The organism is Janthinobacterium sp. PSRC1-1 (assembly GCF_049897525.1).
Lineage (GTDB): Bacteria > Pseudomonadota > Gammaproteobacteria > Burkholderiales > Burkholderiaceae_D > Janthinobacterium > Janthinobacterium tructae.
On record NZ_JAFCWK010000002.1, the window covers coordinates 478,533 to 504,988 of the forward strand.

Annotated in this window: 27 protein-coding genes; 15 read left to right on the top strand and 12 right to left on the bottom strand. The window is 62.6% G+C overall.

The genetic code is table 11. The features are described 5' to 3' along the window. Positions 1–61 precede the first annotated feature (61 nt). Complete coding sequence (locus ACP7DW_RS05790) at positions 62–1,087, bottom strand: AraC family transcriptional regulator ligand-binding domain-containing protein (protein WP_426054295.1); 1,026 nt, start codon at positions 1,085–1,087, stop codon at positions 62–64. Continuing rightward, positions 1,087–1,989 carry a GGDEF domain-containing protein gene (locus tag ACP7DW_RS05795; protein WP_426054296.1) on the bottom strand — a complete coding sequence of 301 codons (903 nt, stop codon included), beginning with the start codon at positions 1,987–1,989 and terminating at the stop codon, positions 1,087–1,089. The genes ACP7DW_RS05790 and ACP7DW_RS05795 overlap by 1 nt, the downstream gene beginning before the upstream one ends. Before the next feature lie 306 nt (positions 1,990–2,295). Between ACP7DW_RS05795 and ACP7DW_RS05800 the strand changes: the two genes are divergently transcribed. Together ACP7DW_RS05800 and ACP7DW_RS05805 are read left to right on the top strand one after the other, a co-directional pair. Beyond that, on the top strand, positions 2,296–4,833 hold the full coding sequence (locus ACP7DW_RS05800; RefSeq protein ID WP_426054297.1) for a TonB-dependent receptor: 2,538 nt from the start codon (positions 2,296–2,298) through the stop codon (positions 4,831–4,833). A 17-nt stretch (positions 4,834–4,850) separates the two neighbouring features. Then, entirely contained in the window at positions 4,851–6,710 is a 1,860-nt protein-coding gene (locus ACP7DW_RS05805; protein ID WP_426085194.1) for a phytase, read from the top strand. Between the two features lie 43 nt (positions 6,711–6,753). Here ACP7DW_RS05805 and ACP7DW_RS05810 read toward each other — a convergent pair whose 3' ends face one another. Beyond that, positions 6,754–7,167, bottom strand: coding sequence for a hypothetical protein (locus tag ACP7DW_RS05810; RefSeq protein ID WP_426054299.1), 414 nt, complete (start codon positions 7,165–7,167; stop codon positions 6,754–6,756). Between the two features lie 318 nt (positions 7,168–7,485). Here ACP7DW_RS05810 and ACP7DW_RS05815 point away from each other — a divergent pair, with 318 nt between their 5' ends. The 7 genes from ACP7DW_RS05815 to ACP7DW_RS05845 all read left to right on the top strand — a co-directional run bounded on the left by ACP7DW_RS05815 (position 7,486) and on the right by ACP7DW_RS05845 (position 12,712). Next, positions 7,486–8,025 carry a hypothetical protein gene (locus tag ACP7DW_RS05815; RefSeq protein ID WP_426054300.1) on the top strand — a complete coding sequence of 180 codons (540 nt, stop codon included), beginning with the start codon at positions 7,486–7,488 and terminating at the stop codon, positions 8,023–8,025. Beyond that, the gene (locus tag ACP7DW_RS05820) at positions 8,018–8,737 is read left to right on the top strand and encodes a hypothetical protein (RefSeq protein WP_426054301.1); all 720 of its coding nucleotides are present in this window, start codon (positions 8,018–8,020) and stop codon (positions 8,735–8,737) included. The genes ACP7DW_RS05815 and ACP7DW_RS05820 overlap by 8 nt, the downstream gene beginning before the upstream one ends. A 9-nt stretch (positions 8,738–8,746) precedes the next feature. Continuing rightward, positions 8,747–9,658, top strand: coding sequence for a hypothetical protein (locus tag ACP7DW_RS05825; protein ID WP_426054302.1), 912 nt, complete (start codon positions 8,747–8,749; stop codon positions 9,656–9,658). Next, entirely contained in the window at positions 9,658–10,722 is a 1,065-nt protein-coding gene (locus ACP7DW_RS05830) for a peroxiredoxin family protein (protein ID WP_426054303.1), read from the top strand. The genes ACP7DW_RS05825 and ACP7DW_RS05830 overlap by 1 nt, the downstream gene beginning before the upstream one ends. Next, positions 10,697–11,077, top strand: a complete 381-nt coding sequence (locus ACP7DW_RS05835; RefSeq protein ID WP_426054304.1) for a hypothetical protein — start codon at positions 10,697–10,699, stop codon at positions 11,075–11,077. The genes ACP7DW_RS05830 and ACP7DW_RS05835 overlap by 26 nt, the downstream gene beginning before the upstream one ends. Positions 11,078–11,299: 222 nt before the next feature. After that, positions 11,300–12,178, top strand: coding sequence for an EamA family transporter (locus ACP7DW_RS05840; protein WP_426054305.1), 879 nt, complete (start codon positions 11,300–11,302; stop codon positions 12,176–12,178). Between the two features lie 129 nt (positions 12,179–12,307). Next, positions 12,308–12,712, top strand: coding sequence for a c-type cytochrome (locus tag ACP7DW_RS05845; protein WP_426054306.1), 405 nt, complete (start codon positions 12,308–12,310; stop codon positions 12,710–12,712). Between the two features lie 11 nt (positions 12,713–12,723). Here the strand turns inward: ACP7DW_RS05845 and ACP7DW_RS05850 are convergent, their stop codons facing one another. Both ACP7DW_RS05850 and ACP7DW_RS05855 read right to left on the bottom strand, forming a co-directional pair. Continuing rightward, a complete protein-coding gene (locus tag ACP7DW_RS05850; RefSeq protein WP_426054307.1) occupies positions 12,724–12,852 on the bottom strand; it encodes a hypothetical protein in 129 nt (42 codons plus the stop codon). 8 nt (positions 12,853–12,860) lie between these two features. Continuing rightward, positions 12,861–13,124, bottom strand: coding sequence for a DUF378 domain-containing protein (locus tag ACP7DW_RS05855; RefSeq protein WP_426054308.1), 264 nt, complete (start codon positions 13,122–13,124; stop codon positions 12,861–12,863). 329 nt (positions 13,125–13,453) lie between these two features. Here ACP7DW_RS05855 and ACP7DW_RS05860 point away from each other — a divergent pair, with 329 nt between their 5' ends. After that, a complete protein-coding gene (locus ACP7DW_RS05860; RefSeq protein ID WP_426054309.1) occupies positions 13,454–14,839 on the top strand; it encodes a methyl-accepting chemotaxis protein in 1,386 nt (461 codons plus the stop codon). 34 nt (positions 14,840–14,873) lie between these two features. Here the strand turns inward: ACP7DW_RS05860 and ACP7DW_RS05865 are convergent, their stop codons facing one another. Genes ACP7DW_RS05865 through ACP7DW_RS05875 form a run of 3 tightly spaced genes read right to left on the bottom strand, consistent with a single transcriptional unit; the run spans position 14,874 to position 16,929 of the window. Continuing rightward, positions 14,874–15,398, bottom strand: a complete 525-nt coding sequence (locus tag ACP7DW_RS05865) for a GNAT family N-acetyltransferase (RefSeq protein ID WP_426054310.1) — start codon at positions 15,396–15,398, stop codon at positions 14,874–14,876. A 7-nt stretch (positions 15,399–15,405) separates the two neighbouring features. Further along, positions 15,406–15,978, bottom strand: a complete 573-nt coding sequence (locus tag ACP7DW_RS05870) for a helix-turn-helix domain-containing protein (protein ID WP_426054311.1) — start codon at positions 15,976–15,978, stop codon at positions 15,406–15,408. Between the two features lie 48 nt (positions 15,979–16,026). After that, positions 16,027–16,929: a LysR family transcriptional regulator gene (locus ACP7DW_RS05875; protein WP_426054312.1), complete on the bottom strand. Its 903-nt coding sequence runs from the start codon at positions 16,927–16,929 to the stop codon at positions 16,027–16,029. A gap of 107 nt (positions 16,930–17,036) precedes the next feature. On the opposite strand from ACP7DW_RS05875, the gene ACP7DW_RS05880 reads away from it, so the two are divergent. Continuing rightward, entirely contained in the window at positions 17,037–18,116 is a 1,080-nt protein-coding gene (locus ACP7DW_RS05880; protein ID WP_426054314.1) for a YeiH family protein, read from the top strand. Between the two features lie 95 nt (positions 18,117–18,211). Beyond that, positions 18,212–18,853, top strand: coding sequence for a LysE family translocator (locus ACP7DW_RS05885; RefSeq protein WP_096235620.1), 642 nt, complete (start codon positions 18,212–18,214; stop codon positions 18,851–18,853). Positions 18,854–18,855: 2 nt separating this feature from the next. Here the strand turns inward: ACP7DW_RS05885 and ACP7DW_RS05890 are convergent, their stop codons facing one another. Continuing rightward, on the bottom strand, positions 18,856–19,620 hold the full coding sequence (locus tag ACP7DW_RS05890) for an alpha/beta fold hydrolase (protein WP_426054315.1): 765 nt from the start codon (positions 19,618–19,620) through the stop codon (positions 18,856–18,858). Between the two features lie 85 nt (positions 19,621–19,705). On the opposite strand from ACP7DW_RS05890, the gene ACP7DW_RS05895 reads away from it, so the two are divergent. Further along, positions 19,706–20,473 carry an AraC family transcriptional regulator gene (locus ACP7DW_RS05895; RefSeq protein WP_426054316.1) on the top strand — a complete coding sequence of 256 codons (768 nt, stop codon included), beginning with the start codon at positions 19,706–19,708 and terminating at the stop codon, positions 20,471–20,473. 199 nt (positions 20,474–20,672) lie between these two features. Beyond that, complete coding sequence (locus ACP7DW_RS05900; protein ID WP_426054317.1) at positions 20,673–23,180, top strand: UvrD-helicase domain-containing protein; 2,508 nt, start codon at positions 20,673–20,675, stop codon at positions 23,178–23,180. A gap of 25 nt (positions 23,181–23,205) precedes the next feature. Here the strand turns inward: ACP7DW_RS05900 and ACP7DW_RS05905 are convergent, their stop codons facing one another. Both ACP7DW_RS05905 and ACP7DW_RS05910 read right to left on the bottom strand, forming a co-directional pair. Then, on the bottom strand, positions 23,206–23,850 hold the full coding sequence (locus tag ACP7DW_RS05905) for a CatA-like O-acetyltransferase (protein ID WP_426054318.1): 645 nt from the start codon (positions 23,848–23,850) through the stop codon (positions 23,206–23,208). Between the two features lie 37 nt (positions 23,851–23,887). Next, positions 23,888–25,114, bottom strand: a complete 1,227-nt coding sequence (locus tag ACP7DW_RS05910) for an MFS transporter (protein ID WP_426054319.1) — start codon at positions 25,112–25,114, stop codon at positions 23,888–23,890. Positions 25,115–25,313: 199 nt separating this feature from the next. Here ACP7DW_RS05910 and ACP7DW_RS05915 point away from each other — a divergent pair, with 199 nt between their 5' ends. Further along, the gene (locus tag ACP7DW_RS05915) at positions 25,314–26,093 is read left to right on the top strand and encodes an EAL domain-containing protein (RefSeq protein WP_426054320.1); all 780 of its coding nucleotides are present in this window, start codon (positions 25,314–25,316) and stop codon (positions 26,091–26,093) included. 33 nt (positions 26,094–26,126) lie between these two features. Here ACP7DW_RS05915 and ACP7DW_RS05920 read toward each other — a convergent pair whose 3' ends face one another. Continuing rightward, complete coding sequence (locus ACP7DW_RS05920) at positions 26,127–26,411, bottom strand: pentapeptide MXKDX repeat protein (protein WP_426054321.1); 285 nt, start codon at positions 26,409–26,411, stop codon at positions 26,127–26,129. Positions 26,412–26,456: the final 45 nt, after the last annotated feature.

Here is a 26,456-nt window from a genome sequence, read left to right on the forward strand (position 1 = left end):
AGAACGGGCAATTGTTCCCACTGGAATGACTGCCCGTGGCGCTGGCGCGCAACGCCGCCATTCAACCGGCCACGAACAATGCCAGCGCATGACGCAACAGCTGCGGCGTTTGCCCCGTCCAGCGCTTGAACGAGCGGCGAAAGTTGGTGGCATCATGAAAGCCCAGGTAGGCGGCCACGGCATCGTTGTCGTAGCCATGCGCCTGGAACAGGTAGATGGCCTTGTGCGCGCGCACCTGGTCCAGCTCGGCCTGGAAATGCGTGCCATGGCGCGCCAGGTGACGCTTGAACGTGGCGGGACTGACGCCGAACTCCTGTGCCGTGCGTTCCAGCGTGGGCGCGCAGCGGATGTTGGCCAGCAGGTAGTCGTACAGTGCACCGAGCAGGCTCGTTGCCGGTACAGGTGCCAGCGCGGCCGCCCGCAAGGCCAGCGCGGCCGCCGTGGCATTGCCGCGCGGCCAGGGTTTATCCAGCCAGCTGGAATCGATGAGCATGGCGTCGACCTGGCAATCGAAACGCAGCGCCTGGCCCAGGTGCACTTCATGCTGCTCCACATGACGGGGCCGCGCGCGGTTGAAACAGAAGCGCCACGGCAACGACTCTCCCGCCAGCCAGCGGCACATGGCCGCCAGCGCCGTCATGTGCATTTCCACCAGAAACGGCAGCTGGCTGGGCGCGCCGAACGCATCGACCCAGTACAGCACGTGCAGCTCGCCCGCCTCGCGCAAGCGTGGCTGCAGGAGCGGACACAGCAAGGTGTGGAAGCCGCACAGGATGGTCAGGGCCTGGCGCAGATTCTGCGCCTGCAGCAAGGCATGGCTGGCCGCGCCGTAATGGCCGGGCAGCATTTGCTGGCCCAGCATGAAGCTGGTGTCGGCACTGTCCAGGCCGCGCGCCACATTGGCCAGCAGTTGCAGGTATTGCGCGGCGCTGACCTGGCTTTCCGCACACGGCAGCGCACCACCGTCGAGGCCCGTGCCCTTGAGCAGCGGCGCCACAGCCAGTTCGCGGCTGCGCGCGTAGTCGAGCACCAGCGCCGGCTGGTGATGGGCCGCGATGCTGGGGTCGCCTTGCTGGTTCAGCGGCATCAGGCAGGCGCGGCGGAACTGATGCCGGTACCGGCGCGCGGCGTTTCCACGGCACGGCTCAGCTCGGCCAACACCACTTCCGGCACGCCATCGGTGAGCGAGCAGGCATGCCGCAGGCTCAAACGGATTTCGCGGTTGTCGTTGGCGTGGTGGCGCATCTGCCCCACCATGGCGCACAGGTGGCGCGCCTTCACGGCCGCATCCTCGCGCGACACGCCCGGCATCAGCACGGCAAAGCGGTCGCCCGCATAGCGGCACAGCAAATCGTCATTGCGCAAGTTCAGCAGCAGCATGTGGCCCACGGCTTGCAGCACGCGGTCGCCTTCGCGGTGGCCGTATTCGCGGTTAATCAGGTGAAAGCTGTCGATATCGAGCAAGACCAGCGCGCAATCGAGACCGGGCCGGCGTTCCTGTTCCAGGCGCATCTGCGTGCGCAGATAGCTGGCGTCGGCCAGCTGCGTGATGCGGTCGAAGGCGCGGTGGTCGCGGAACAGGCGTTCGCGCTTTTGCAGGTGTTCGTTCAGGCGGAACTGTTCCTGGCGCCAGTAATACATGCCGATGGTCAGCACCAGCATGCCAAATGGAATCAGCGCTTCCAGCCAGTTGTCCCACACGGCGCTCTTGTCGACGGCAAAGAATTCATCCAGGCAATCGGCCCAGGAGCCCAGCATGATGGCGCACAGGCCGCCGGCGATCAGGCTCGTCACGCGTCCGCGTGGACGGCTGCTGAGGGTAAACAAAAACCAGATGCCCGCCATGACGGCCGTGCCGCCTTCGCAGACGATATCCATCCACTTCCAGATGGTAAACGGTTTAAGGTGGCCTAGTGTGGCGTACAGGAAAAAGAACAGGGGCAATGCCAGCGCGGCGGCAATCAGACTGTTACGGTGCAACGGCAGCATGTGGGGAACCTTTAAAAGTGGTGCTGTCGCCACGATAGCGCCCGCCCATGACGGCACGATGACATACGCCACGCCCCTGCGGCAGGTGCAAACGGCTCATCATGAGCAACGCAACTGAGGCAAATCCGGCAAGCCATTGCCCGTGCGCCCTGCGCTGGCAGGTCATTTCAGCTCACCACGCTTCATTTCCGGCCGGAAAGCGTTCACAGGCCGTTGTTTTCAGGGCGGCCAGCCCTTGCCTGTCACGCAACCGTCATATTTGCTGCCTAGAATCCGCCCGGTTCCCTCCCCCTAACCGAGCTCTTCATGAAAACCATGCACACTTCCTTCCCCTCCCCGCTGCGCCTGACGGCCCTGTCCCTGGCCATCATGGCCGTCTTCAGCGGCCACAGCAACGCCCAAACGCAGGATGCCGACGGCCAGCCGGCCGCCACCGTGGTCGTCAGCGGCCAGCGCGCCAGCCTGCGCAACGCCATCGCGGCGCAAGAGAAAGCCGACAACATCATCAGCGTCATCAGCAGCGATGATATCGGCGGCTTGCCCGATAAAAACGCGGCCGAGGCGCTGGCCCGCTTGCCGGGCGTATCGGTGCAGCGCGACCAGGGCGAAGGCCGCTACATCACGGTGCGCGGCCTGGGTCCGGACCTGAACGCGGTGACCATCAATGGCGCGCTGGTGCCGTCGCCGGAAGCGGGCCGCCGCGCCGTGGCGCTCGATATCCTGCCTGCCGGCCTGATCCGTACCCTGGAAGTCTCGAAGACTTTATTACCGGAAATGGACGCCAACTCGCTGGGCGCCACCGTCGAAGTCAAATCGCTGTCCGCCTTCGACTTGCCCGGCAAGCTGCTGTCGGCCAACGTGGGCGCCAGCCATGATGAAAAGACGGGCAAGACCAGCCCCAGCGGCGGCGCCCTGTGGGCCCAGCGCTTCCTCGATGGCAAACTGGGCGTGGCAGCCGGCCTGAGCGCGGAAAAGCGCTCGTTCGGCTCCGATGACGTGGAAACGGGCGGTGCCTGGAGCAAGGGTAAATTATCCAGCCTGGAATTGCGCGACTACCTGCCCGTGCGCAAGCGCGGCGCACTGGCCATCAACCTCGATTACCGCCCGGAAGCGGGCAACAGCTGGTTTTTGCGCTCGTTTGTCAGCGAATTTTCCGACAATGAAGTGCGCGACCGCCTGACCATCAGCAATATCGCGGGCGGCAGCCTGGCCGAAGGAGCAACAGCCAGCGCGCGCGCCGAGCGCCGCATCCGCCAGCGCAAGTACACGCAGCAAGTGCGCTCGCTGGTGCTGGGCACGCAGCAGAAATCGGGCGACTGGACCCTGGACGTGAAAGGCGGACTGAGCCGCGCCACGGAAGACACGCCGGAATCGTTGAACGACGGCCGTTTCCGCGGCACCAGCAATTTCGCCGGCATCCGTTTCACGGATACGCAAGAACCCAAGCTGAGCGGCCCCGCCTCGCTGTACGATCCAGCCAGCTATGCGCTCAACGCCATCACCCTGCAAAAGCGCTACTCGAAGGACAATGAACACCACGCGCGCATCGACCTGGCGCGCAAGTTCGACATCGCCACCCTGAAATTCGGCGCCAAAATCAGCCGCCGCGAAAAAACCAATGACACGGATCAATGGGCGTACAACAGCAGCAAGGCGTCGAGCGGCAATTACTGGGGCGCCGGTTCCACGTCGATGAACAACTTCGTGCAAGGCCACACCCTCGACTACGACCTGGGCAACATCGGCGTGGCGCTGGACCCGCTTCTCATCCGCGCCCGCGTGGCGGGACTGGACCGCGGCAAGGCGCGCCTGGCCACCGAGTCCGTCATCAACGACTACCGCATGCATGAAGACATCAACGCCATGTATGTGCAGAACAGCTATGACTTCGACGCCTGGCACATCCTCGGCGGCGTGCGCGCCGAGCGCACCAGCTTTGAAGCAAACGGCTCGCAAGTGGACAGCGCCGGGTTGGCCACGGCCTTGACGCGCGAACGTTCGTACACCAACTGGCTGCCGAACCTGCAAGCCCGTTATGACGTCGATCAACATACCAGCGTGCGGGCCGCCTGGACGCAAGCCGTCGTGCGCGCCAACTTCAGCCAGCTGGCGCCCGGCATCAGCCTGGCCAGCAACACGGAAGCCGTCATCGGCAACCCGGACTTGAAACCGCTGAAAGCCAACAACCTGGACCTCGGTATCGAGCGCGTGCTGGGCAATGACGGCGTGATGTCCGCCTACGGTTTCTACAAGGACATCAAGAATTTTACCTACACGACGAACCTGGCCGGCACGGGTCAGTGGGCCAATTACACCTCGGCCACCTCGTATGCGAACGGCGACGCGGCCAAAGTGAAAGGCATCGAACTGGCCTACATGCAGCCGCTGCGCATGCTGCCGGCGCCGTTCAACAAGTTCCTCGTCGGCGTCAACGGCACCCTGAGCACCTCGAGCGCGCAGATCGGCCGCTACGACAAGGCCAGCAAGCAGCAGATGCACCGCGACATCCGCTTGCCGGGCCAGTCGAACCAGGTGATGAACTTGATGCTGGGCTATGAAACGGGGCCGGTGAGCGCCCGCCTGGCCCTCAACTACAAGTCGCCGTACCTGCTGGAAATGGGCAACGACATCCTCGACCAAAGCCAGGACCACATCGTCGACAGCCAGAAACAGCTCGATTTCTCGCTGTCCTACCAGATCAACAAGCAGTTCCAGGTAACGTTTGAAGCGGCCAACCTGAACAACGAAAAATACTATGTCTACCAGGGCACGAAGCAATACAACGTGCAGAACGAACAATATGGCCGCACTTTCAAGGTGAGCCTGAAAGCGAGCGCCTTCTGATGATGATTTCTACTAACATGAAAAAAACCGTACTCTGCGGCGCTTTGCTGGCCGCCTTTTGCGCCACCGGTGCCGTCTTCGCCGCCTCAGCCAACACTTTGCCTTCCTTCACGCAAGAGGCCGAGGAACTGGCGCGCCTGCCCGGCGGCGGCTGGCTGACGTTGGACAAACACGGCTTGCGTTTGTTCAATGCGGCCGGCCAGGAACAAGACCGCATCGCCGTGCGCGCCAAGCAGCTCGACACGCGCATCGATGGCAATCGCGTGCTGGCCGTGTTCCTGGAAGCGGATACGCAGCGCCCTTTGCCCGTGACGGTCGATGTGCAGGCCGGCAAGCTGGTCAAGCTGGCGCCGTTTCCCGTTCCCACCTTTTCCGTGGAAGCATCGTGTTTGTACCGCGACGCGCAGCAGCTAGCCCATCTGTTCTTGATCGGCAAGGATGGGCAAGCGGAACAGTGGGTGATGCAGGGCGAGCAGCGCAGCCTGGTGCGCAAACTGGCGTTGCCGCCGCACGCGAAGCATTGCCGGGTCGACGACGGCGCCCAGCGCCTGCTGGTGAGCGAAGCGAACATGGGCGTGTGGGCGTATGACGCCGAGTCCGAAGGCATGGGCAAGCGCGAAGTGGTGGCGCTGCGCAAGCCGTATGGCCAGCTGGACGGCGGCGCCGGTGCGCTGGCCGTGCTGCCCGGTGGCGTGGCCGTGCTCGATAGCAAGGCGGAAAAGCTGCACCTGTTTGCGCATGAAACCGGCAAATGGACGGCGCAGCCAGCCCAGGCGGTCGCCTTGAACGTGCGCAAAGGCGACAGCCAGCTGGCGCTGGACAAGGAGTCGCTACTGCTGCGCGGCAAGAACGGTTGGCAGGCACGCCCCTTGAAATGGACTGGCCAAGCGGAAACACAGCCTGCGGTGGCCATCATCGCCCCGCAAGCACAGACAGAACCGATGGCGCGCCAGGGCGACGCGGCCGACGATCCGGCCATCTGGCTGGCCAGCGATCCTGCCAATGCGCGCATCATCGGCACCAACAAGAAGCAGGGGCTATTGGTCTACGACCTGCAAGGCAAGCAAACGCAGCTGCTGGAAGTGGGCCGTTTGAACAACGTCGACGTACGTCAAGGTATCCGTTTTGGCGGCAGCAAGGTCGACCTGGCCGTGGCCACCCAGCGCGACGACAACAGCATGATGCTGTTCACCATCAATGCCGGCGGCGACGTGGCGGAAGCGGGCCGCTTCCCTACCGGCCTGAAAAGCATCTACGGCATGTGCTTGTACCAGCCGGCCAGCGGCGGCGTGCAAGCGTTCATCAACGACAAGGATGGCACCTTCCAGCAATACAGCATCGGCATGAGCGGGAACCAGTTCAGTGCGACGCTGTTGCGCAGCTTCAAGGTCGCTACCCAACCGGAAGGCTGCGTAGCCGACGACGCCAACGCCCGCTTGTTCCTGGGAGAGGAAACGCGCGGCATCTGGACCACCTCGGCCGACGCCGCCAAGCCCGATGCCCTGACCATGGTCTTGCCCGTCGGCGCGAACCTGACGGCCGACGTGGAAGGCATGGCCATCTACCGCAAGCCGGGTGGCAAGGCGGACACTGGCTACCTGATCGTTTCCAGCCAGGGCGACAGCAGCTACGTGGTGCTCGACGCGCAAGCCCCGTACAAGGTGCGCGGCCGCTTCAAGGTAGGCTTCAACTTGCCCGCCGGCATCGACGGCACCTCGGAAACGGATGGCCTCGACGTCACGTCCGCCAACCTGGGCGGCGCGTATGCGCAAGGCATGCTGGTGATCCAGGACGGCTACAAGCGCCTGCCCGATGGGCCGCAGAACTTCAAGTATGTGGCGTGGGGCGATGTGGCGAAGGCGTTGGGGCTGGATTAAGTTAGAACAGCAGGGGCCGGTCTCTTTGGGAGCGGCCCCGCCACTATGTGCGCGGCATATCGATATGAAATGGCAGCCGCTTGCCGCACAAGTCCACCATGCCCGATACAAGCAGGCGCCGTGCCGACAATTCGAAAATGTTGACAGCCGATACGTCACCGTACTCCATCATGTAGATACCCGACTCTTCCGCCTCGGGATGCGTATCGAGCATCCCGATCGCCAGCGCTCCTTCCTGCCCTTGCGAAATGCGCAAGCCATGCAGGAAAAAGGCCGGCGGATACAGCGCCCACGACCATTGCGCGTCATCGGGCTCGGTCAAGCGCATGAACACATCGTCGTCCCCATGGATATCGATGTTCAGTTCCACCATGCCAGTGCCGTCTTCTTCCAGACTGATGCTTGATTTCGCGAAATCCACGTCAAAATTGGTGTCGCCGATACTAAAAACAGTCATTCAATACTACTCCCAAGTTACAGGTCAATATGCGGCGCGACAGGCAGCAAGTGGGGATTCAATCGGTGGTTGCAACACTGTAACCTGGATCTGTCGTGACAGAGAAGAGATTGCCGTGAAAACGATCTCAAAACCATTGGACCTTAGGTGCCTGGGTGAGTCTGATGGCAATGATTAACATCGACAGCTTGTCGGTCATCTTTACACTTCCCCTCGACTGCCACGGGCAATCCTGAGCAAGCCTTGATTCAAGCGCGCTCCCACGGCCTGGCATAGTTAATGCATAGCTAATCCCATGATGCCAGCCAGGGGATTTCCATGCTCAATACACTACACAAATCGTTCGGTAGCGCGCTGCTCGCACTCATACTGTTCGCGCTGGCACACAGCGCGCACGCGCTGCCGCTGCTCACGCTCACGTCAACCCGGACCACCATACCGGCCTCGGCCGGTAGCAGCATCGGAATCACCGGCAGCATCATCAACCGGACCAACACGGCGCTGGACGCGACCGACCTGTTCCTGAATTTCGGCAATTTCGATCCGGGCGCGCTGACGCCACAGCAAACGTTGGGACTGGTCCTGTTCAGCATTCCCAGTTTTTCGTTCCGGGACAATGTTGCCCTGTTCACCATCGACGTGGCGGCCAATGCGCTGCCCGGCGTGCATACGCTCGATGTGATGCTGCAGGACCTTGGCGGCAACTTCTCCGACGTCGTCAGCTTCAGCTTCGTGGTCGACCAAGTGGTGACCGTATCGGAGCCGCCCACGCTGGCCATCATGCTGGCCGGCCTGGCCGGCATGACCGGCATGATGCTTTGCCGTACTGCCTCCAACCATGGAGGCAATCATGGCTAGCAAGCCACAGATCGCCACGGGCAACGCCACGGTCATCAACACCGGCGAAGAAGTCATCGTCTCGATCACTGTCAGCAACATCGGTAGCGAGACCGCCAGCAAGGTGTTCCTGACGGGCGCCACATTGGGTGCGGCACGGCGAATCAGCCCGCAGAATTTTCCGGTGTACATCGGTAGCCTGACGAACGAAGGCAGCGGCAGCATCGGCGCCAGATTCAGCACCACCGGGCTGACGCCCGGCCAGCAATACCTGCTGACCCTGCGCGGTACCTACGAGGCCGGCGGCACGCTGGGCTTCGTCGTCAATCGCTACGTGACGATTCCGCAGCCGGCGCCGTATGCCTCGCCACGTCTGCGCTCGCATGTGAACGTACTGCTGAATAACGCCACGTGGACTTACACCATCTTCAACGACGAGCCGCTGGGCAGCTCCTTGTATATCGCCGCCTTCCACCTCGACATCGTGGCACCGACCACCGTCACCGGCACGCCACGCGGCTGGCAGTCCGAGTCCGACCTGATGACCTATGTGGGCTGGATTTCCGGTGATGCCCATATCGCGCCCCAGCAGGCGCTTGGCGGTTTCGAGATCCAGAGTCCGACCGGGCGCTCCGAGTCCACCCCCTACAGCCTGATCTCCTGGGACCATGCGACCAACAATGCCGGACCGGTGGGGCTGGACACGGTACTGTCGCCATCCAGAGCACGATAGGTGAACGACATGAAAACCTCAGACCATAGAGTACTCGACGACATCGCACGCACGCTGGCTGGCGTCACCTCGCGCCGCGCCGCACTGAAAATGGTCGTGCTCGGCCTGGGCGGCATGACCCTGGCCCGGTTCGGTATCGACAATGCCTGGGCGGCGCGCAATTGCCTGTGCAATAACCGCGTGTACGACTCCGCCCTTGCCTGCTGCACGCCCAACGGCGTGGTGCAAAAGCACCCCATTGCCAATCTGGCGGACTGCCCTTCCCGCACCGCCAACCTGGCGCATACCTGCACCGCCAATGGTTGCGGCGCGGCCGGATCGTGGGTATCGCCGCCGCAAAGCTACTTCGGCGTCAGCTTTGTTCCCGCCTGTAATACTCACGATTGTTGCTACGACAGGTGCAACCAGAACAAGACAGCGTGCGATACCAACTTCCTCAGCGACCTTGGCGCCATTTGCACCGCAGCCTTCCCCGGCACGGGCAACATACAGAACATCAAGCGCGGCGGTTGTCTGTCCCAAGCGCAGACCTATTACAACGCGGTGTCCTCGTATGGCCAAAACGCGTATGACGACGCGCAGAAACTCTCGTGCGACTGCTGCCCGCCTGAGGCTTGCCGCACCTGCGCCGGCGGCAGTTGCGGCGCCTTCCCCGCATGCGTCGGCGGCGGCGACTGCGTGTGCTTTACGACGCCGAATGGCTCGGGCGTCTGCGTGCACGGCAATACTCCTTGTGCCGGTTTGCCCACCTGCAGCTCCAACGACGATTGCCCACCGGGATACGGTTGCGCCGGCTCAAATTGTTGCGGCGGCACCGCACTGTGCGGGCCACTGTGCTCCGACCTGACGAACGCATCGATCATCTCGCCGTTTGGCGGCGCTCAACGTTACGACGGACCTACCCTGGGAGGAAAGAGATAATGGACGCGTCTATATGGCCATTCACCGTCTTGCGCCTGCTGTTGGGCGGCGTCTTGCTGATCGCCGCTGTTGGCAAGCTACTGCACCGGCAGGCGTACGCTCAAACGCTGGCGCAATTCGGTATTCCCACTGCGTTGCAGCCGCAGCTGGCGTGGCTGATGCCGACGTGCGAACTGGCGATCGCCTTCATGCTGACGCTGGCGACGTCCACGTGGTGGGGCGCCAGCGCCGGCGCCGCCCTGCTGGCGCTCTACAGCACCGTGCTGGCGTACAAGCTGCAGCAAGGCCAGCGGCCCAGTTGCAACTGTTTCGGTCAGCAGGACGCCACGCCGATCGGCCCCACCACGCTGCTCAGGAACGCGGTACTGCTGTCGATGGCGGGCGCACTGATTTACGCTGGTCCGGCATATGCGCATGCTCCTGTATGGCCGCATCTGGCCGAGATATTGGTCACAGCCCCGGCACTGTCGATATGCATCGCCGTGATAGCGCTGCAATGGTGGCTGCTGCTGCATACGCTGCGCCAGAACGGGCGCCTGATCTTGCGCATGGATACGCTGGAGCTGCGACTCGACGCCGCCAACATTCAGCCACTGCATGCGGTCGACATGCGGCCGCGCGGACTGGCAGTCGGCAGCATGGCGCCGGACTTCGCGCTGCCGGAAATGGGCACTGGCGCATCGATTGCGCTGGCGCAGCTCAGGTCCGTCGGCCTGCCGGTGCTGCTGATATTCTCCGACATCGCCTGCGGCCCTTGCGCCGAACTGACGCCGCGCATCGAGAGTTGGCATCGGCAATACCAGGGCTTGATCAGTATCGCCGTCATCCTGCGCGTCGATGCCGGACAGCTGCACCGTCCACATGCCGCCGGCTCCTGCACCACGCTGCTGCAAGAGGACCGAAAGGTATCCGAGCGCTACGACGCGCCGGTGACTCCGAGCGCTGTCCTGGTGTCCGCCGAAGGCACGATCGCATCGCATCTGGCGCTGGGTGCAAAAGACATATACGATCTACTGGAAGCAACCGCACCGCAGATCCATGAAAACCGGAACATCGCCGCTTAAATCCCCACGACAGGCAAGCCGGCTAGTGCTGACGGTCGGCACTTGCCTGCACCTGATCACCGCACTATTTCAGGCCAACGGTGGCGGCGTCGTCTTTCGGGCGGCGCTGTGCGCCTGGTCGCTGGCGCCCTACCTATTGCTGGCACTTGCGCTACAACGCAGCAAGACTTGCGGCGCTCTGCTGGCCGGCGCCCTGCTGATGCTGCTGCTGGACGCGCACACCTACTGGTCGGTGTTCGTGGCCCCGCAAAGCTCCACTGCAGCATTGGGTCTGCTCATGGCACCGTTGTTCAATCTGTTCTGCACGGCGCCGTTATCGATTGCAGCCAACATGTGGCTGGGCCACAGGCGATAATTTTTACTCATGTTGAGAATCAACATGGGAAAGGCTGTTCGATTAGCAAGGGCTACTTCTGGCCGTTAGTGAATTATTTTGCAATTTTGGCGTATTTTGCAACATGGTATCCAGAAAAGAATCCGCGCTACACCAGCCATGTCAGCAACCGCCCAGTTAAATCTCCCCTGCTTAGCAATCTGCCAGCGACTGCCAGCCTCAGGCATATTAAAATACCGCCGCATGACCTCCCCCGCCTCGACCTCCCCCCTCCCCGACAGCATCTTGCTCCCTTCCCTGGCCGTATTGGGGGGGCAGATTTCCGTCAATCTGGGGGCGGCGATTGCGAAGAATCTGTTTCCTGTCATCGGGGTCGAGGGCATTACGGCGTACCGCGTGGGGTTTTCGGCATTGATTTTGCTGGCCATCTTCCGCCCCTGGCGTTTCCGCCTGACGCGCAAGGATGTGCTGAACTTGCTGGTCTACGGTTCCGTGCTGGGGTTGATGAACTTGCTGATTTATCGCGCGTTTGCACTGATACCGATCGGCATTGCCGTCGCCATCGAGGTGACGGGACCGCTGGCCGTGGCCATGCTGTCGTCACGGCGGCCGCGCGATTTGCTGGCCGTGGCCTGCGCCGTGTTCGGTTTATATCTGTTGCTGCCCCTGCAGGGCAGTCCGGGCAACCTGGACCCCGTGGGCGTGGCGTACGCGCTGGGGGCGGCGCTGTGCTGGGCGCTGTATATCATCTTCGGCAAGCGCGCCTCGACCTTGCAGGGCGGGCAAGCCGTGGCCTGGGGCATGACGGTGGCGGCCATGGTGACGGTGCCCATCGGCGTCGCGTATTCGCGCACGGCCCTGCTGGCGCCATCGATTGCGCTGATGGGCCTGGCAATCGCCATGCTGTCCAGCGCCCTGCCCTACTCGCTGGAAATCTTTGCCTTGCGCCGTTTGCCACAAGGCGTGTTCGGCATGTTCAGCAGCGCGGCACCCGCCGTCAGCGCACTGGCCGCCATGGCCGTGCTGGGAGAACTGCTGAGCCTGACCCAGTGGCTGGCCATCGGCTGCATCGTGTTCGCGTCGGCCATGGCGGCGTTGGGTGCCCAGGGCGCCAAGCGCTAGCGGCATTCCCCCTCCTGCACCGCTGCCTGCACCGCTTCCTCGCATGCATGTCCGTGCTGGCGGGCAGGTTTTGATGTGCACCTGTAAAATGCGTCATCGCTCGCCACACATTGCATGCCCGCCTAACCGATGACATCTACCTTACGCTCTCTCGTCTCTCTTGCCTGCGCAGGTTTGCTGCTGACGCACGCCGCCATCACGCAGGCCGCCACCGCGCCCGCCAGCCTCACCGGCAATGCCGAGGCGGGCAAGGCGGCATTTCGCAAGTGTGCCTCTTGCCACCAGGTGGGGCCATCGGCGCGCGGCGGCTTCGGCCCCAAGCTGACGGGCGTGATTGGCCGCAAAGCCGCTGCCACCACCGATTACAAGTATTCGGCAGCCATGAAAAACGCGAACATCGTCTGGACCGAGCAAAACCTGGCGGCCTTCCTCAAAGCGCCCAGCGATTTCATTCCCGGAAACAACATGCGCTTCTGGGGCATCGGCAATGCGCAGCAAGTGGCTGACTTGCTGGCCTACCTGCGCACGCAATAGGCAACTCCCGATCAAGCCTGCAGCGCTTGCAGCACGCCCTTGCGCTTCTTGTGCGCCGCCCGCGAACGCCCTTCCTGCTTGACGTCCCGTTCCAGCTGCTTGGATGCGCGTTCGCGCCGGGGATGGACACCGACAGGCATGGCTTCTCCTAGGACTTGGCCGGCAGCTTGCGCACGCACAGGTAAATGGAATACAGCGCCGCCAGCCCCACCAGCACATACACGCCGCGCGACGCCGTCGTCATGGCGCCGAGGATGCGGGCCACGATGTCGATATCGAACAAGCCCACCAGCGCCCAGTTCAAGCCGCCCACGATCAGCAGGATCATGGAGATCCAGTCGACCACGTTCAGGCGCCTTGCCGTCATTTCCTCGTTTGCCGCACCGTCCGATCCTGCCTGGATATTCGCCATCTCAGCCTCCTGTAAGAAGATAGGACCCGCCGCCGGGTCTGTGAAAAGATCAGTGTAGGCGCGACACCGCCATTTGCCAGTCGGACGATGCCGGGGTTCGAGGTAGGAAGAGTCTGTAATACGGCGGGTGATTTTATCCGGCAATAAGCTCGACAATCATTGCCCGCTGTTGCTAAACAAGCAGTGACAAATTCCAATATGGAAATATTTATAGATTACTTAGTATTGCACTGCTACACTCATTTCACCCCAGCAACATCAGGGGCAACAGCGCCGCGCCGATCCGCCCGCATGGGGTGCGGCCACCATGGGACAACAGCTGAGGGGACATGAATATTTCAAACATACGCATCGGTGTACGCCTGACAACGGGTTTTTTGCTGGCATCGCTGTTGCTGGCCGTGGTTGTCGGCATCAGTACGTGGCAGCTGGCCACGGTGAGCGGGGAAATCGACAGCAGCGTGAACCAGCGCTATGCGCGCATCGAGCAATTGCAGGCCACGCGCCAGCGCACGCAGGAACAGCCCGCCCTGCGCGACATCGACCAGCAGATCGCCACGCAATCGGCGCAGATGCGCGCGGCGGCCGAGACGGCCATGGCCCGCGCGCACGATACCAGCGTGCTGATCATCGCGCTGGGCCTGATCGGCGGCGTGCTGAGCCTGGTCACGGCCTGGTACATCAGCAGCGGCATCGTGCGGCCCCTGCGGCACGCCGTCAAGGTGGCGCGCAAGGTGGCTGGCGGCGACCTGAGCGGCAATATCCGCGTCGAATCCGGCGATGAGCTGGGCCAGTTGCTGCAGGCGCTGAAAGACATGAATGCCAGTTTGATCACGATCGTGGGCGACGTGCGCGGCGGCACGCAGGACATCGCGGGCGCCTCGGGTGAGATTGCCGCTGGCAACCTGGACTTGTCGCAGCGCACGCAGGCGCAAGCCAGTTCGCTGCAGCAGACGGCCGCCTCGATGGAAGAGCTCACTGGCACCGTCAAGCAAAATGCGGACAATGCGCGGCAAGCCAACCAGCTGGCGCAATCGGCCGCCGATGTGGCCGGCAAAGGCGGCAAGGTGGTGGCAGAAGTGGTCGATACCATGAGTTCGATCAATGCTTCGTCGAAAAAGATCGTCGACATCATCGGCGTCATCGACGCCATCGCCTTCCAGACGAATATCCTGGCCCTGAATGCGGCCGTGGAAGCGGCGCGCGCAGGCGAACAGGGACGCGGCTTTGCCGTCGTGGCCGCCGAAGTGCGCACCCTGGCCCAGAGATCGGCCGGCGCGGCGCGGGAAATCAAGCAGCTGATCGGCGACTCCGTCGAGCGGGTTGACGCGGGCGCGCGCCTGGTCGATACGGCGGGCGCCACCATGCGCGACATCGTGGCCAGCGTGCACCGCGTGACGGACATCATGGGCGAGATCAGCATGGCCAGCGGTGAACAATTGTCCGGCATCGAGCAAGTCAATGCCGCCATCGTGCAGATGGAGCATGTGACGCAACAAAACGCCGCGCTGGTGGAACAGGCGTCGACGGCGGCGGCCAGCATGCAGCAGCGCGCCCAGCAACTCTCGGGCACGGTGGGCATCTTCACCTTGGGCAATGAGGTGGCGCCCCCGCACACGGCACCGGCCATCAGCCTTGTCGCGACGCATGAGAAGGCGGCACCGGCCCTGACACGCTCACGCGCCCCTGCCGTTAGAGCGCGCCTGAAAGCCTGAGTTCCCCGCATGCGTTGCCCGCCTGAATTGCTCGCTATAGCTGCTTGTACAGGATGGTCGTGGCGTCCAGCCGGTCGCCGGCAGGCGCCAGCGCATAGGCGGGGATGCTACCGGCCACCACGTAAGCGAGCGACAAATACAGCGGTTCGGCATGGTCGCCGCTGCGCGTGTCCAGGGTCAGCAGGCTGCGCGGCAAGAGGCGCGCCTGCTCTTCCAGCGCCAGCATCAACTGGCGCGCGAGGCCGAGGCGGCGGTAAGCGGGCGCGACCAGCAGCTTGCGCACTTCGGCCCGGTGCGCCTGGTTGGGATTGGTGTCCCAGTCCAGCTGCACGGCGCCGGCCACCTTGCCATCGACTTCGGCCACCAGCAGCAGGCGCACGCCGCGCGCCACGGCGGGCAGCACATTATCCGTCCAGAACGCCTGGCTGGCCGCCACGTCGAAGGGCAGAATAAAACCGATGCTGGCGCCGTCGTGCACGCACGCCTGCAGCAGCGCGCCCAGTTCCGGCAGGCGTGCACGAATATCGGCGGGTGTAAAACTGCGCAGCGATGCGGGCATGCTGACCTCAGACAAGAAAGAGAAAATAGCGGGCGCCGCTGTCTGGCGGCGTGATGAACGCGCTGGCGCCCTGCAACTGGTAGCGCAGGCTGTCGCCGGCCAGCAAATCGTGGGAGCGGCCGTCGACGGTCACGTTCAGCTGGCCTTCCTGCAGCAACAGGTGGTGTTCCATGCCGGAACGGGGCGACGCCGCGTAGGTGATCGTCACCCCCGCGCCCAGCTCGCATTCGAGCGCTTCGCCGGCCAGGGCGCGTGACGGGGGCGAGACGGAACGGCGGATAAAACCGCTGTCCGGGTCCGTCCACACGCTTTGCTCGGCCCGCCGCAGCAGCGGTGGAAAATCGTCTTCCACCATGCGCAGCAGGCGCGACATGGCCAGGCCATACGCGGCGCACAGCTTGCCCAGCACGACCGTCGTCGGGCTGACCTTGCCATTTTCCAGGCGAGACAATGTCGAGCGGCTGACCTGGCTGGCACTGGCCAGCTGGTCCAGCGACCAGCCCCGCTCCACGCGCAACTGCTTTAAACGCACCGCCAGACGCTGTTCCGTATCATTCTCTGTGCTTGCCGAATTTTCCATATACGGGAATTTATTCCTCATATGGAAAACAGTCAAGCGGTTTGCACCTTACCCCGCCATGCGTGACGCGTGGCGGCACAGTTCCAGGAAACCCGTCAAGCGGGGCGAGAGGATCTTTTTAGACTGGCGGATCAGATAAAAGTTGCGCTCCAGGGGCGGCAGCATGGTGTCCAGTTGCACCAGTTGCCCGCTGGCCAGCAGATCGGCCACGACGACCCGCGACAGGCAGGCGATGCCGAGACCGGCCGCAGCGCCATATTTGATGGCTTCCGAGTTGCTGAATTCGCCTGCGGCGCGCAGGTAGTGCAGGTACGGCACCAGTGCCTGCTCCACCGCTTCGCGCGTGCCCGAGCCCGCTTCGCGCAGCAGCCAGCCCGCCTGGTTCAGCTCCGCAAAGCTGAGCAGATGATGCAGCTGCGCCAGCGGATGCGTGGGCGCGGCCACGATCAGCATCTGGTCCGTCAGCCACGGCTCCACCAGCAAGCCCGCTTCGTGGCACGGCCCTTCGATCAGGCCGATATCGACACGGAACTCCGCCACGGCGGCGGCGATGTCGGCCGTGTTGGCAATCGTCACCTGGGGAATGCTGCGCCCGTACTGCTGCGCCGCCTGCGCCAGGATCTGCGGCAGCAAGTAGATGCCGATCGTCGTGCTGGCGCCGATTTGCAGGCTGACGGGCACGGACGGGTCGGCGCCCGCGAACTGGCGCTCGATGCTGGCGGCCCCGTCGCGCATCTGCCGCGCCTGCGGCAACAGCAAACGGCCATTGTCGTTGAGCAGCAATCGCTTGCCCACGCGGTCGAACAGTTGCGCACCGAGCAAGGTTTCCAGTTCATTCAGGGCCGCGCTGGTGGCAGATTGCGACAGCGCAATGTGTTCGGCCGCCGCGCTGGTGCTGCCCGTGTCCGCCACGGCGAGGAAAATCTGCAGTTGCCGCAAGGTCAAAGCCATCTCATCTACCTATTAAATTGGTTAAACATACAAAAACAATCCGTTTTACCATTTAATCGGCGAACTGTACAGTCATGCCATACGAACCAGGAACCATGGAGTACGGCATGTCTTCTCTCTCAACAAGCAACACAACAAATTTCAGCGACCGCTATGGCCGCCTGCTGCCCGGCCTGCTGCTGAGCGGCATGATCGCCTGGGGCGCCATTCAACTGGGCAAGCTGGAATGGATGCAAAGCCACGGCATGAGCGCCCTGACCCTGGCCATCATGCTGGGCATTGTGCTGGGCAACAGCGTGTATGGCCGCCTGGCGCCCGCCTGCGGCGCGGGCGTGACCTTTTCCAAGCAGACTTTATTGCGTCTTGGCATCATCCTGTACGGCTTCCGCCTGACGTTCCAGGATATCGGGCAAGTGGGCCTGGCCGGCATCGCCATCGACGCGCTGGTACTGGCGTCCACGTTCGGCCTGGCGATGTTGCTCGGCACCACAGTGTTCAAGCTGGAGCGCAACTGCGCCATTCTGATCGGCGCGGGCAGCTCGATCTGTGGCGCGGCGGCCGTGATGGCGACGGAACCCGTCGTCAAGGGGCGCAGCGAAGACGTTACCGTGGCCGTCTCCACCGTCGTCGTGTTCGGCACCATCGCCATCTTTTTGTACCCAGTGCTGTACCAGCTGAACCTGGGCTGGCAGGTGCTGGGCGCCACGCCCACGGCGTTTGGCGTGTATATCGGCTCGACCGTGCATGAAGTGGCGCAAGTGGTGGCGGCCGGCAAGTCGATCGGGCAAGAGGCGGCGAATGCGGCCGTGATCGCCAAGATGGTGCGCGTGATGATGCTGGCGCCGTTTCTCGTCATCCTGTCGGCGGTGCTGGCGCGCGGCAAGGCCAGGAGCGGCAGCGGCGACGGCAAGGCCAGCAAACTGGCCATGCCCTGGTTCGCCTTCATCTTCATCGGCGTGGTCGCCTTCAATTCGCTGGGCCTGCTGCCAGCGGGCATGGTGGCCACCATCACCGAACTCGACACGGCCTTGCTGGCCATGGCCATGGCGGCCCTGGGCTTGACGACGCACATGTCGGCCATTCGCCGCGCCGGCATCAAGCCCCTGCTGCTGGCCGGCCTGCTGTTCTGCTGGCTGATCGCCGGTGGGGCCGCCATCAACCACGTGGTCGCCAGCCTGTTTGCATGATGTCAAGCCGGGGCCGCCGACGCGGGAGCCAAAAACTTCGTACAATAAGCGTGTTTTGACTCTCCATCCGGCTTCGGCCCCACCCAGGAACACCCATGCATCTCTCGAACTGGCTGCTTTTCTGCAGCGTCGCCCTGCTCGTCACGTTTTCTCCCGGTCCGGCCGTCCTGCTGGCCATCTCGAATGCCATCGCCGTCGGCCCGCGCCGCGCGATGATCAGCAGCATGGGCAATGGCTTTGGCTTGTTCATCATTTCCGGCGTGGCCATGGCCGGCATGGGCGTCGTACTGGCGACCTCGGCCACCGCCTTCATGCTGCTGAAACTGGCTGGCGCCCTGTATCTGGTGTACCTGGGCATCAAGCAATGGCGCAGCAAGACCAGCATCGTGGCCGATGCGCCCGTGGCGCTTGGCGCGGCCAATCCAAATTCCTTCTGGAAACTCTTCCGCCAGGGCTTGACGGTGGCGCTGACCAATCCCAAGGCCATCCTGTTCTTTTCGGCGCTGTTTCCGCAATTCATCACGCCGGGCGAACCGGTCGCCATCCAGTTCACCGTGCTGACGACCTCGTTTGTCGCCTGCGCCATGCTGGCCCACTTGTTCTACGCCAACCTGGCGCGCCTGCTGAAAACCCAGCTGGCCACGCCGGGGCGCGCCAAGCTGTTCAACCGCATTTCGGGCGGCGCCTTCGTGCTGCTGGGCCTGAGCCTGCTGCGCCTGCGCGCCAAGACGGCGTAAGGTCACTGCGCCGATAAAAACGCCTCGATGCTGGCCGCCAGGGCCAGCGGCGTTTCATTCATCGGATAGTGTCCCGCATTGGCCAGCACTTCCAGCCTGGCTTGCGGGTACCAGGCCAGATACGTGCGGCGCATCAGGGCCGCATCGAAACGGGGGTCGTACTCGCCCACCAGCGCCAGCAGCGGCAATTCCACGCGCGCCGCCTTGATTTCTTCACTGAAATCCGTCCCGCTCCACGCGAGGAAGTAGCGTGCGAACGCGGCCGGATCCGCACTTTCCCACGAATATTGCGCCTTCCAGTCCAGCCAGCTTGCAGGCAAGCGCCCGCCCGTGCTGCGATCGATGATGGCGCGCCGCGCTTGCTGGTTGCCGCTGGCGTCGAGAAACAACGCGCGCGCCGCCGCATCCATGCTCACGCCGCAGCTGGGCACGGGCGCCACGGCCACCAGTTTGCGCACGCGCAAGGGCGCCAGCAAGGCCAGCCGTTCCAGCGCCATGCCGCCCATCGAGTGACCGATCACGCTGAAGGTGGCAAAGCCCAGCGCATCGGCCAGCGCCAGCGCGTCGCGGGCGACCTCTTCCATCGAGTAATTTCCTGCCGCGCCGCGCATGCCGCCATAGCCGCGATTGTCCATGAAAACATAGCTGAAAGCGGCGCCATCGAGGGCCGTTTCCATCGGCGCGAATGCGTGCGCGTCGCCAAACCAGCCGTGCAGGACGATGACGGCGTGGGGACCATGGCCCAGGCGATGATAGGTATTGTGCATCTACACTCCTGAAAAAGAGTGCATGGTAAGTGCGGATCAAACGGCCCGCCTCCGATGCCAGGTCAAATACTGTAGAGTACGGGCCATGGATGATTTTTATACGGAAGTGCCGCGCGAACTGATCGCCACCGCGCGCGAGCATGCTGCGGGAGAAATGTTTCCCGAGCATCAACATGCGCGCGGGCAATTTGCGTATGCGGCGCGCGGCGTCATCAGCGTGCACACGCCGCAAGGCAACTGGCTGGTGCCGCCGCAGCGCGCCTGCTGGGTACCGGCCCAGCTCTCCCACGGCATGCGCATGCATGGCGCCGTGAGCATGCACAACGTGTTTATCGCCCCAGACGCCATCATCAGGATGGGCTTGCCGTCCCACTGCCAGGTGCTCGATGCCTCGCCGCTGCTGCGCCAGCTGCTGGCCGAGGCCGTGAGCGTGGAAGCCTTGTATGCGGAAGCATCGCGCGCCGGGCGATTGATGGCCCTGCTGCTCGACGAGATCGCCGCAGCCCGCCCCCTGCCCCTGAGCGCGCCCCTGCCGCAGGAACCGCGGCTGGCGCGGCTGTGCATGGACATGCTGCGGCACCCCAGCCTGGACAGCAGCCTGGACGCGATGGCGGCGCAGGCCGGCATGAGCCGGCGCACCTTTACGCGGCAATTCCGCGCCCAGACGGGACTGGCCTTTGCCCAATGGCGCCAGCAAGCGTGTCTGCTGGCGGCCATCACGCGCCTGGCCGAAGGGCAAGCCGTCACCCGGGTCGCGCTCGACCTCGGCTATGCCAGCCCCAGCGCCTTCACGGCCGCCTTCCGCCGCGTGCTGGGCCGGGCGCCCAGCGAGTATCTGGAGCGCGCCACATAGAAAAAGCGAGACCAATGCAGAAAATTTCTACATGGCTGAGCTGAACTCGCTGTCTCAAAGAGGGACTAAGCAACATGGCAAGCAAGAAAGCTTCCATTGCTGCATCAATAAATCACGAAAATAAACATAAATATTTCCGCAAGGTAATATTTATGCATTTTTATCATATGATCCCGGTATATCCACCTTCGCGCCCAGCATGAACAAACTCAATGCAATACTGGACTTCCTGGGCCTGATGACTATCGGGCATCACACCACTTTATTAACACAGGAAAAAAAGGAGCAGGCGGCGCGGCGTTCACAGGAACAGAGAACCGTTGAACGCGAGCATGGCACGGCTTTGGCTGAAGGCAAGGCTGTGGCCTATCAGCATGGTTTTGAAGCAGGACGAGCGTATGAAGCTGACGCGCAAGCGGCGACGCTGGCAGCGGAGAGAGCGCACCAGGCGCAACTCCAACGCCAAGCCGAGGAGGCGCGCAAAAACTGGCTGGTCAGCGCCATGCCCCTCGGATTTACACCGCGTATCAGCCGTGAATTCAAGACGGAGGTGACCGCGCGCTTCCCGCATCCGCCCACAGCGGACCAGTGGAAGATGATCCTGGCCAACGACCCTGCCACCTACGTCATTGCCGGTGCCGGCTCCGGCAAGTCCACATCGCTGGTCTTGCGCGTGATCGCGCTCAACCTTTACCTGGGTATAGACCGCAACCAGCTCTCCGTGTTCACCTTCACCAAGGCATCTCGCTTCGATTTCATCGAAAAGCTGCAGGCGAGCCTGTCAAAATGGCAAATTGAGTTATCGGAACAGGAGGCAAAGCGCATCGTGCGTACCTTCCATTCCATGGTGCTGACGATGGCACGCGAAAGTATGCCGGTACGCCCCAAAGTGCTTGAGTTGCTGGATCGGGAGAAAAAGGGCGAAGTCGACGCACTCGATGTTGAAAACATGCTGGAGCTGGCAGAATCGGACGATCTGCAAGACGAGAGCGACAGTGAAGATGCCTCCCCCGCTATGCTGACCGAAGAGTCGGACGACACGCCAACGCTTGACGACCTGCTCGGCATCGCCTACGAACGGGCCTTCAATCGAGATCAAGTTTTTTACGCGATGGCGATCCAGCTATACAAACGCAGCCTGACCCAGGCTCGCCAACCGACCGATGGCAAGACGCAAGGCAACATCAAGTGGATCAACGATATCGACCAGAGGATGACAGCCGCCCTTGAACACGCCTGGCGCCACGACATCGCCCCCGGCATCTGGCCGCTGGACGGTATCAATGCCCGTCTCGCCGCCATCGACGTATCGTCGCAGACAAACAAACCCTTCTGGGTGAATGGCTACGTGCCGCAAATCGGCGCCTACATTATTCTGGGCGGGGCCGAATTTTATGCCGGGGCGAGCTACAACAGCATTCCTAGCGCCGCCGCGATCTACACCAAACGCAAAGTGCTGGCGGGTATCAGCGACAAGCCCTTGCTCTGGATTGATACGCTTGAACAGTTGCTGGAGCTGAAAATCCAACTGAGCTGGCTAGCCGCACATGCGGAAAGACGCGCCGACAAACTCACGTTCAAGATGATCGCACCAGGTGACTTCAAGAGAAAACCGATCACCAAGTGTTTTCATGGCATGGCGCAGTTTGTGGAAAATCTGGGCTTGCCGGTCACTGCTACGCTCTCCAGCGCCATCGCCAGCCAGCAAAACAAGCTTGGCGGCGATGCCGTGTTCATGCAGGCCACGGCGCGTTTCTGGCCCTATTTTGAAGCCGTGCTGAAGGAGCGCGGCATCTGCTCATTCAATCAGCTGTTCGCGCACTATTCCGAAGACCATCCAGAAAATTTTGCTGCGGTGCCACTGCACGTGCTCGGCGCCATGCGGCATCTGATGGTGGATGAGTTCCAAGATGTATCTCCACAGATTGTCAAATGGATTAGAGGTTGCCAACGAGAACTAGTCAGACGTGACATGGCTGGCTCCCTCACCTGCGTCGGTGACGACTGGCAATCAATCTATGGCTGGCGCGGCAGTTCGCCGGACTTCTTCGTCCAGTTCAAACAGCACTTCCCTGCCGCCAAGCATGGCAAAGTCATATTGAAGGAGAATTTCCGCAGCAGCGACTACCTGATCCGCTGCGCCGAGTCGGTGCTGGTTGGCGTGCCTGGCATGGAGCCGAAAACCTGTGTGGCCGAGGGAAAATGGGCCGATGCCAACCTTCCGGTACAGATTCATGGCGTGAAAGGCGAGCTGCCATTTGAGGCAATCGGACAATATATCGGCATGGAAGTTGCGCGCACCGAAGCCTGCGAGGAGCGCCCCATGCTGGTACTCTCACGCGAGAGAAGACACCTCGAAAAGCTCAAAAGGGTGTCGCGCCACGATTGGGGCAAGGCAGTCCGGTACATGACCTTCCATGGCGCCAAGGGATTGGAAGCACAATCCGTCGTATTGCTCGGCGATTGCCACTACACCGGTTCCACGCCCTCGAAAAATTTCTTGTACGAAAAAGCAGGCCTGGGCAGCTATGACGATGCGCAGCGAGCGGAAGCGCGCCGACTGGCCTATGTCGGCATCACGCGGGCAATGGAAAAGTGTCGCTGGTTCGCCGTCAGGAAAGACAATGGCGCAATCGCCAGCCTGCCTGCTTCCCGTCCCTATGTCACATACGCCACTATCGATGCCAAGCAGGCGAACACTGTCTGAACGTATCGAAGGACAGGCCGGTACGCTAGGCTGAAATGATGGCGGCGATGCGCTGTGCGAGCGCCTGCGCCAGCTTCTGTACATGGTAGCCGTCGACAAAGCCGTGGTGCGCCTGCGCGGAAAACGGCACCCGCATGCGGCCGTCTTCCTGCGCGGGGCCAAACTTGCCCCAGGTAAAGGTCGGGATATCGGCGTCGCGGTGGCGATAAATCGGGTGCTCGATGGCCGCCAGCTCCAGCCAAGGCAGGCAGGTGATAAAGACATTGTTGCGCTGCTCGCGCTCGCTCTCTCCCTCGCCTATGTTGATCAGCGCGGAACTCGCTTCGGCAAGGCGCTTCGCTGCCAGGCTGCGTTCGATGAACAGGTCAAGCTGGTCCGTCATCGTAAAACGCGTGTAATTGAGGTTCTCGTCGCCGTTGATGACGGTGTAGGATGCGGGGAAATCGTCGATCCTGATCACTTCGCCCTGGTAGATGCGGTACATGAAGTTGTCGATCTCCCTGACCGTATTGAGCAGGCAAAACAGGAAGAAGTGGAACACGGGGATGTTCCGTTCCTTGCACCAGGGCCGGAAGTCAGGCACGTCGAGCTGGAAATTGATGTTGACGAGAGGATTGTCAAACGCCCGGAACAAGTCATAGCGGTCGCGCCGCTTTTCAAAATTTTTCATGCGGCGAGTGTAGACGATGGACGTACTGCCCGGCAAGTCACGCCGCATCGGCGCCGCCGCGCGCCAGGCCCCGCTGCACCTTCCACGCCAGCGGCAAGGTCAGCAGCAATACGGCCGCCAGCGCCAGCAAGGCCGTATTCACGCTGGTATGGTCGCCCAGCGCGCCGAAGAGCATGGGCGACAGCGCGCCGCCGCCGATGCTGCCCGTATAAAACAGGGCGAACGCGTGCTCGCGCTTGCCGGGCTCGGCCAGCTCCGGCACCGTGCCATACAGCACGGACGACGTGCCGTTCAGCGCCAGCCCCAGCAGGGGCAGCATGGCCATGATGCCGGCCAGCGGCAGCCACAGGCCCACGACGATCAGCACGGACGTCATCGATTCCGTCAGCCACACGGTTTTCATCATGCCGATGCGCGCGCCCAGGTAGCCGCACAGCAACTTGCCGAAGGCGCCGCCCACGAACAGCAGAGATAAGGCCACACCGATGCCTGCCGTGCCCGCACCCTTACTTTTCAACAAGAATGGCAAGAAGGTGAGAAAACCCATGCGCACGGCGCTGTCCAGCGTGCCCGTGGCCAGCAGCGCGCGAAAGCTGCCTTTCGAGCCGCCGCCAGTGCTGGGTTTGGCCGCTGTCTTCTGGCTGGCCTGGATGTCACCCGGCTTGGGCAGCAGCCACCACAGCAAGCCGGCCGCCGCCAGGCCCAGCAAGCCCAGCAACGAGACGCTGGCTTGCCAGCTGCACACCAGCAACAGCAAGCCCACCAGCGCGGGGATCAGGGTCTTGCCGATATCGCCGGCAAAGTTGTAGTGCGACAGCGCCTCTTTGACGCCGCCGCCCGCCTCGTGCGTGTCGGTGACGATGGACGAGGCCAGCGGATGCTGGGTACTGGCGCCCAGGCCGCCCAGCAGCAGGGCCACCAGCAGCACGGCCAGGCCGCCCGCCTGCCCGGCGATCAGGTAAGCCATGCCGGCCAGGGCCGTGCCGCCCACCAGCATGCGTTCGCGTCCCCAGCGCCTGGCCATGCGGCTGGCCAGCAGCTGGAAACCGGCCATCATGCCCGAGTACGATCCGCGCAGCAGGCCCACCATGGCGTAACTGATGGCAAACTGCGCCTGCCAGATGGGCAGCAGCACATAGATCACGTCCGTCAAGCCGTCATGCACGGCATGCGCGCTGCAGGCGGCGAACAGCGAGCGGCGGCGGATCGATTTGTCGGAGGGATGTGCTGCGTGGGACAGCGTGGCGGCGGACGGTTCGGTCATGACTGTGCATGCAAGAAATCAGGAGGCTGCCAGCTTACTACACATTGCGTTGGCATCCTGCTTGCATCGCCTGTTGCTTGCTCACCATAACATCGTCCTCCGTCCAGCTTTTTGCGCCACCAATAACGCTGCGCCGACGCCATGCCGTGGTATAACTGCCATGTACACCTTGTACCTTTTATCTGAGGCCAGCGCGACCATGACGTCCTCCAGCGACACCCCGGGCCAGACCGGGAAAAAGGCAGGCTGCAGCCAGTGCAGGGACGCCGGGCCGCTGGGCTTCGACTTCACCTTTGCCTACCAACCGATCGTCGACCTGTCCACGCGCTCGATCTTTGGCCATGAAGCGCTGGTGCGCGGCCCCAACGGCGAGTCGGCTTATTCGGTCTTGTCGCAGGTGAATGACGAAAACCGCTATGTGTTCGACCAGGCCTGCCGCGTGCGCGCCATCGAGGGCGCGGCCCGGCTGGGCATCGAGGAATATCTGTCCATCAATTTCCTGCCGAATGCCGTGTATCGCCCCGAGGCTTGCATCCAGGCCACTCTTGCCGCGGCGCGCGCATACAATTTCCCCATCCGCCGCATTATCTTCGAGGTGACCGAGGGCGAAGAAGTGCGCGACCGGGCCCACCTCGTCAACATTTTTCATGAGTATCGCCGCTTCGGCTTCCAGACGGCCATCGACGATTTCGGCGCCGGCTACGCGGGACTGACCTTGCTGGCGGAATACCAGCCGCACATCATCAAGATCGACATGGAACTGGCGCGCGGCATCGAGGCCAGCGCGCCCAAGCAGGCGATCGTCAGGGGCATCGTCGCCATTTGCAAGGAACTCAACATTCAAGTCCTGGCCGAAGGTATCGAAACGGCCGCCGAGCGCGATTGCCTGAGGGAGATGGGCATCGACTTGATGCAGGGATATCTATTTTGCAAGCCGGCACTGATGGCCATCGGCGTGATCAATCCGGCAGCGTGGTGACCGGCAGTCACCCCGCTCCGGTCTGCTCCGGCCTTACTTGCCCATCGCATCCTTTTTCATCTCGTCCTTTTTCATGTCATCCTTCTTCATGCCGTCTTTCGCCATCGCATCTTTCGCCATGCCATCCTTGGCCATGTGATCCTTCTTCATGTGTTTCTTGGCCATCGGCTTGTGCATGCCGTCCTTGTCCATCGCATCCTTGTGCATGGCGGCCGAAGCGTCCTTGGCCATCGCGTCTTTCTTCATGGCGTCCTGGGCGAACGCGGCGCCCGACATGAGGATGGCGGAAGCGAAGATGGCGGTGATGGTAGTTTTCATGATGTGTCCTTGTCTCTGGGTTAAATGGGCAAGTGCCCGGTGTGA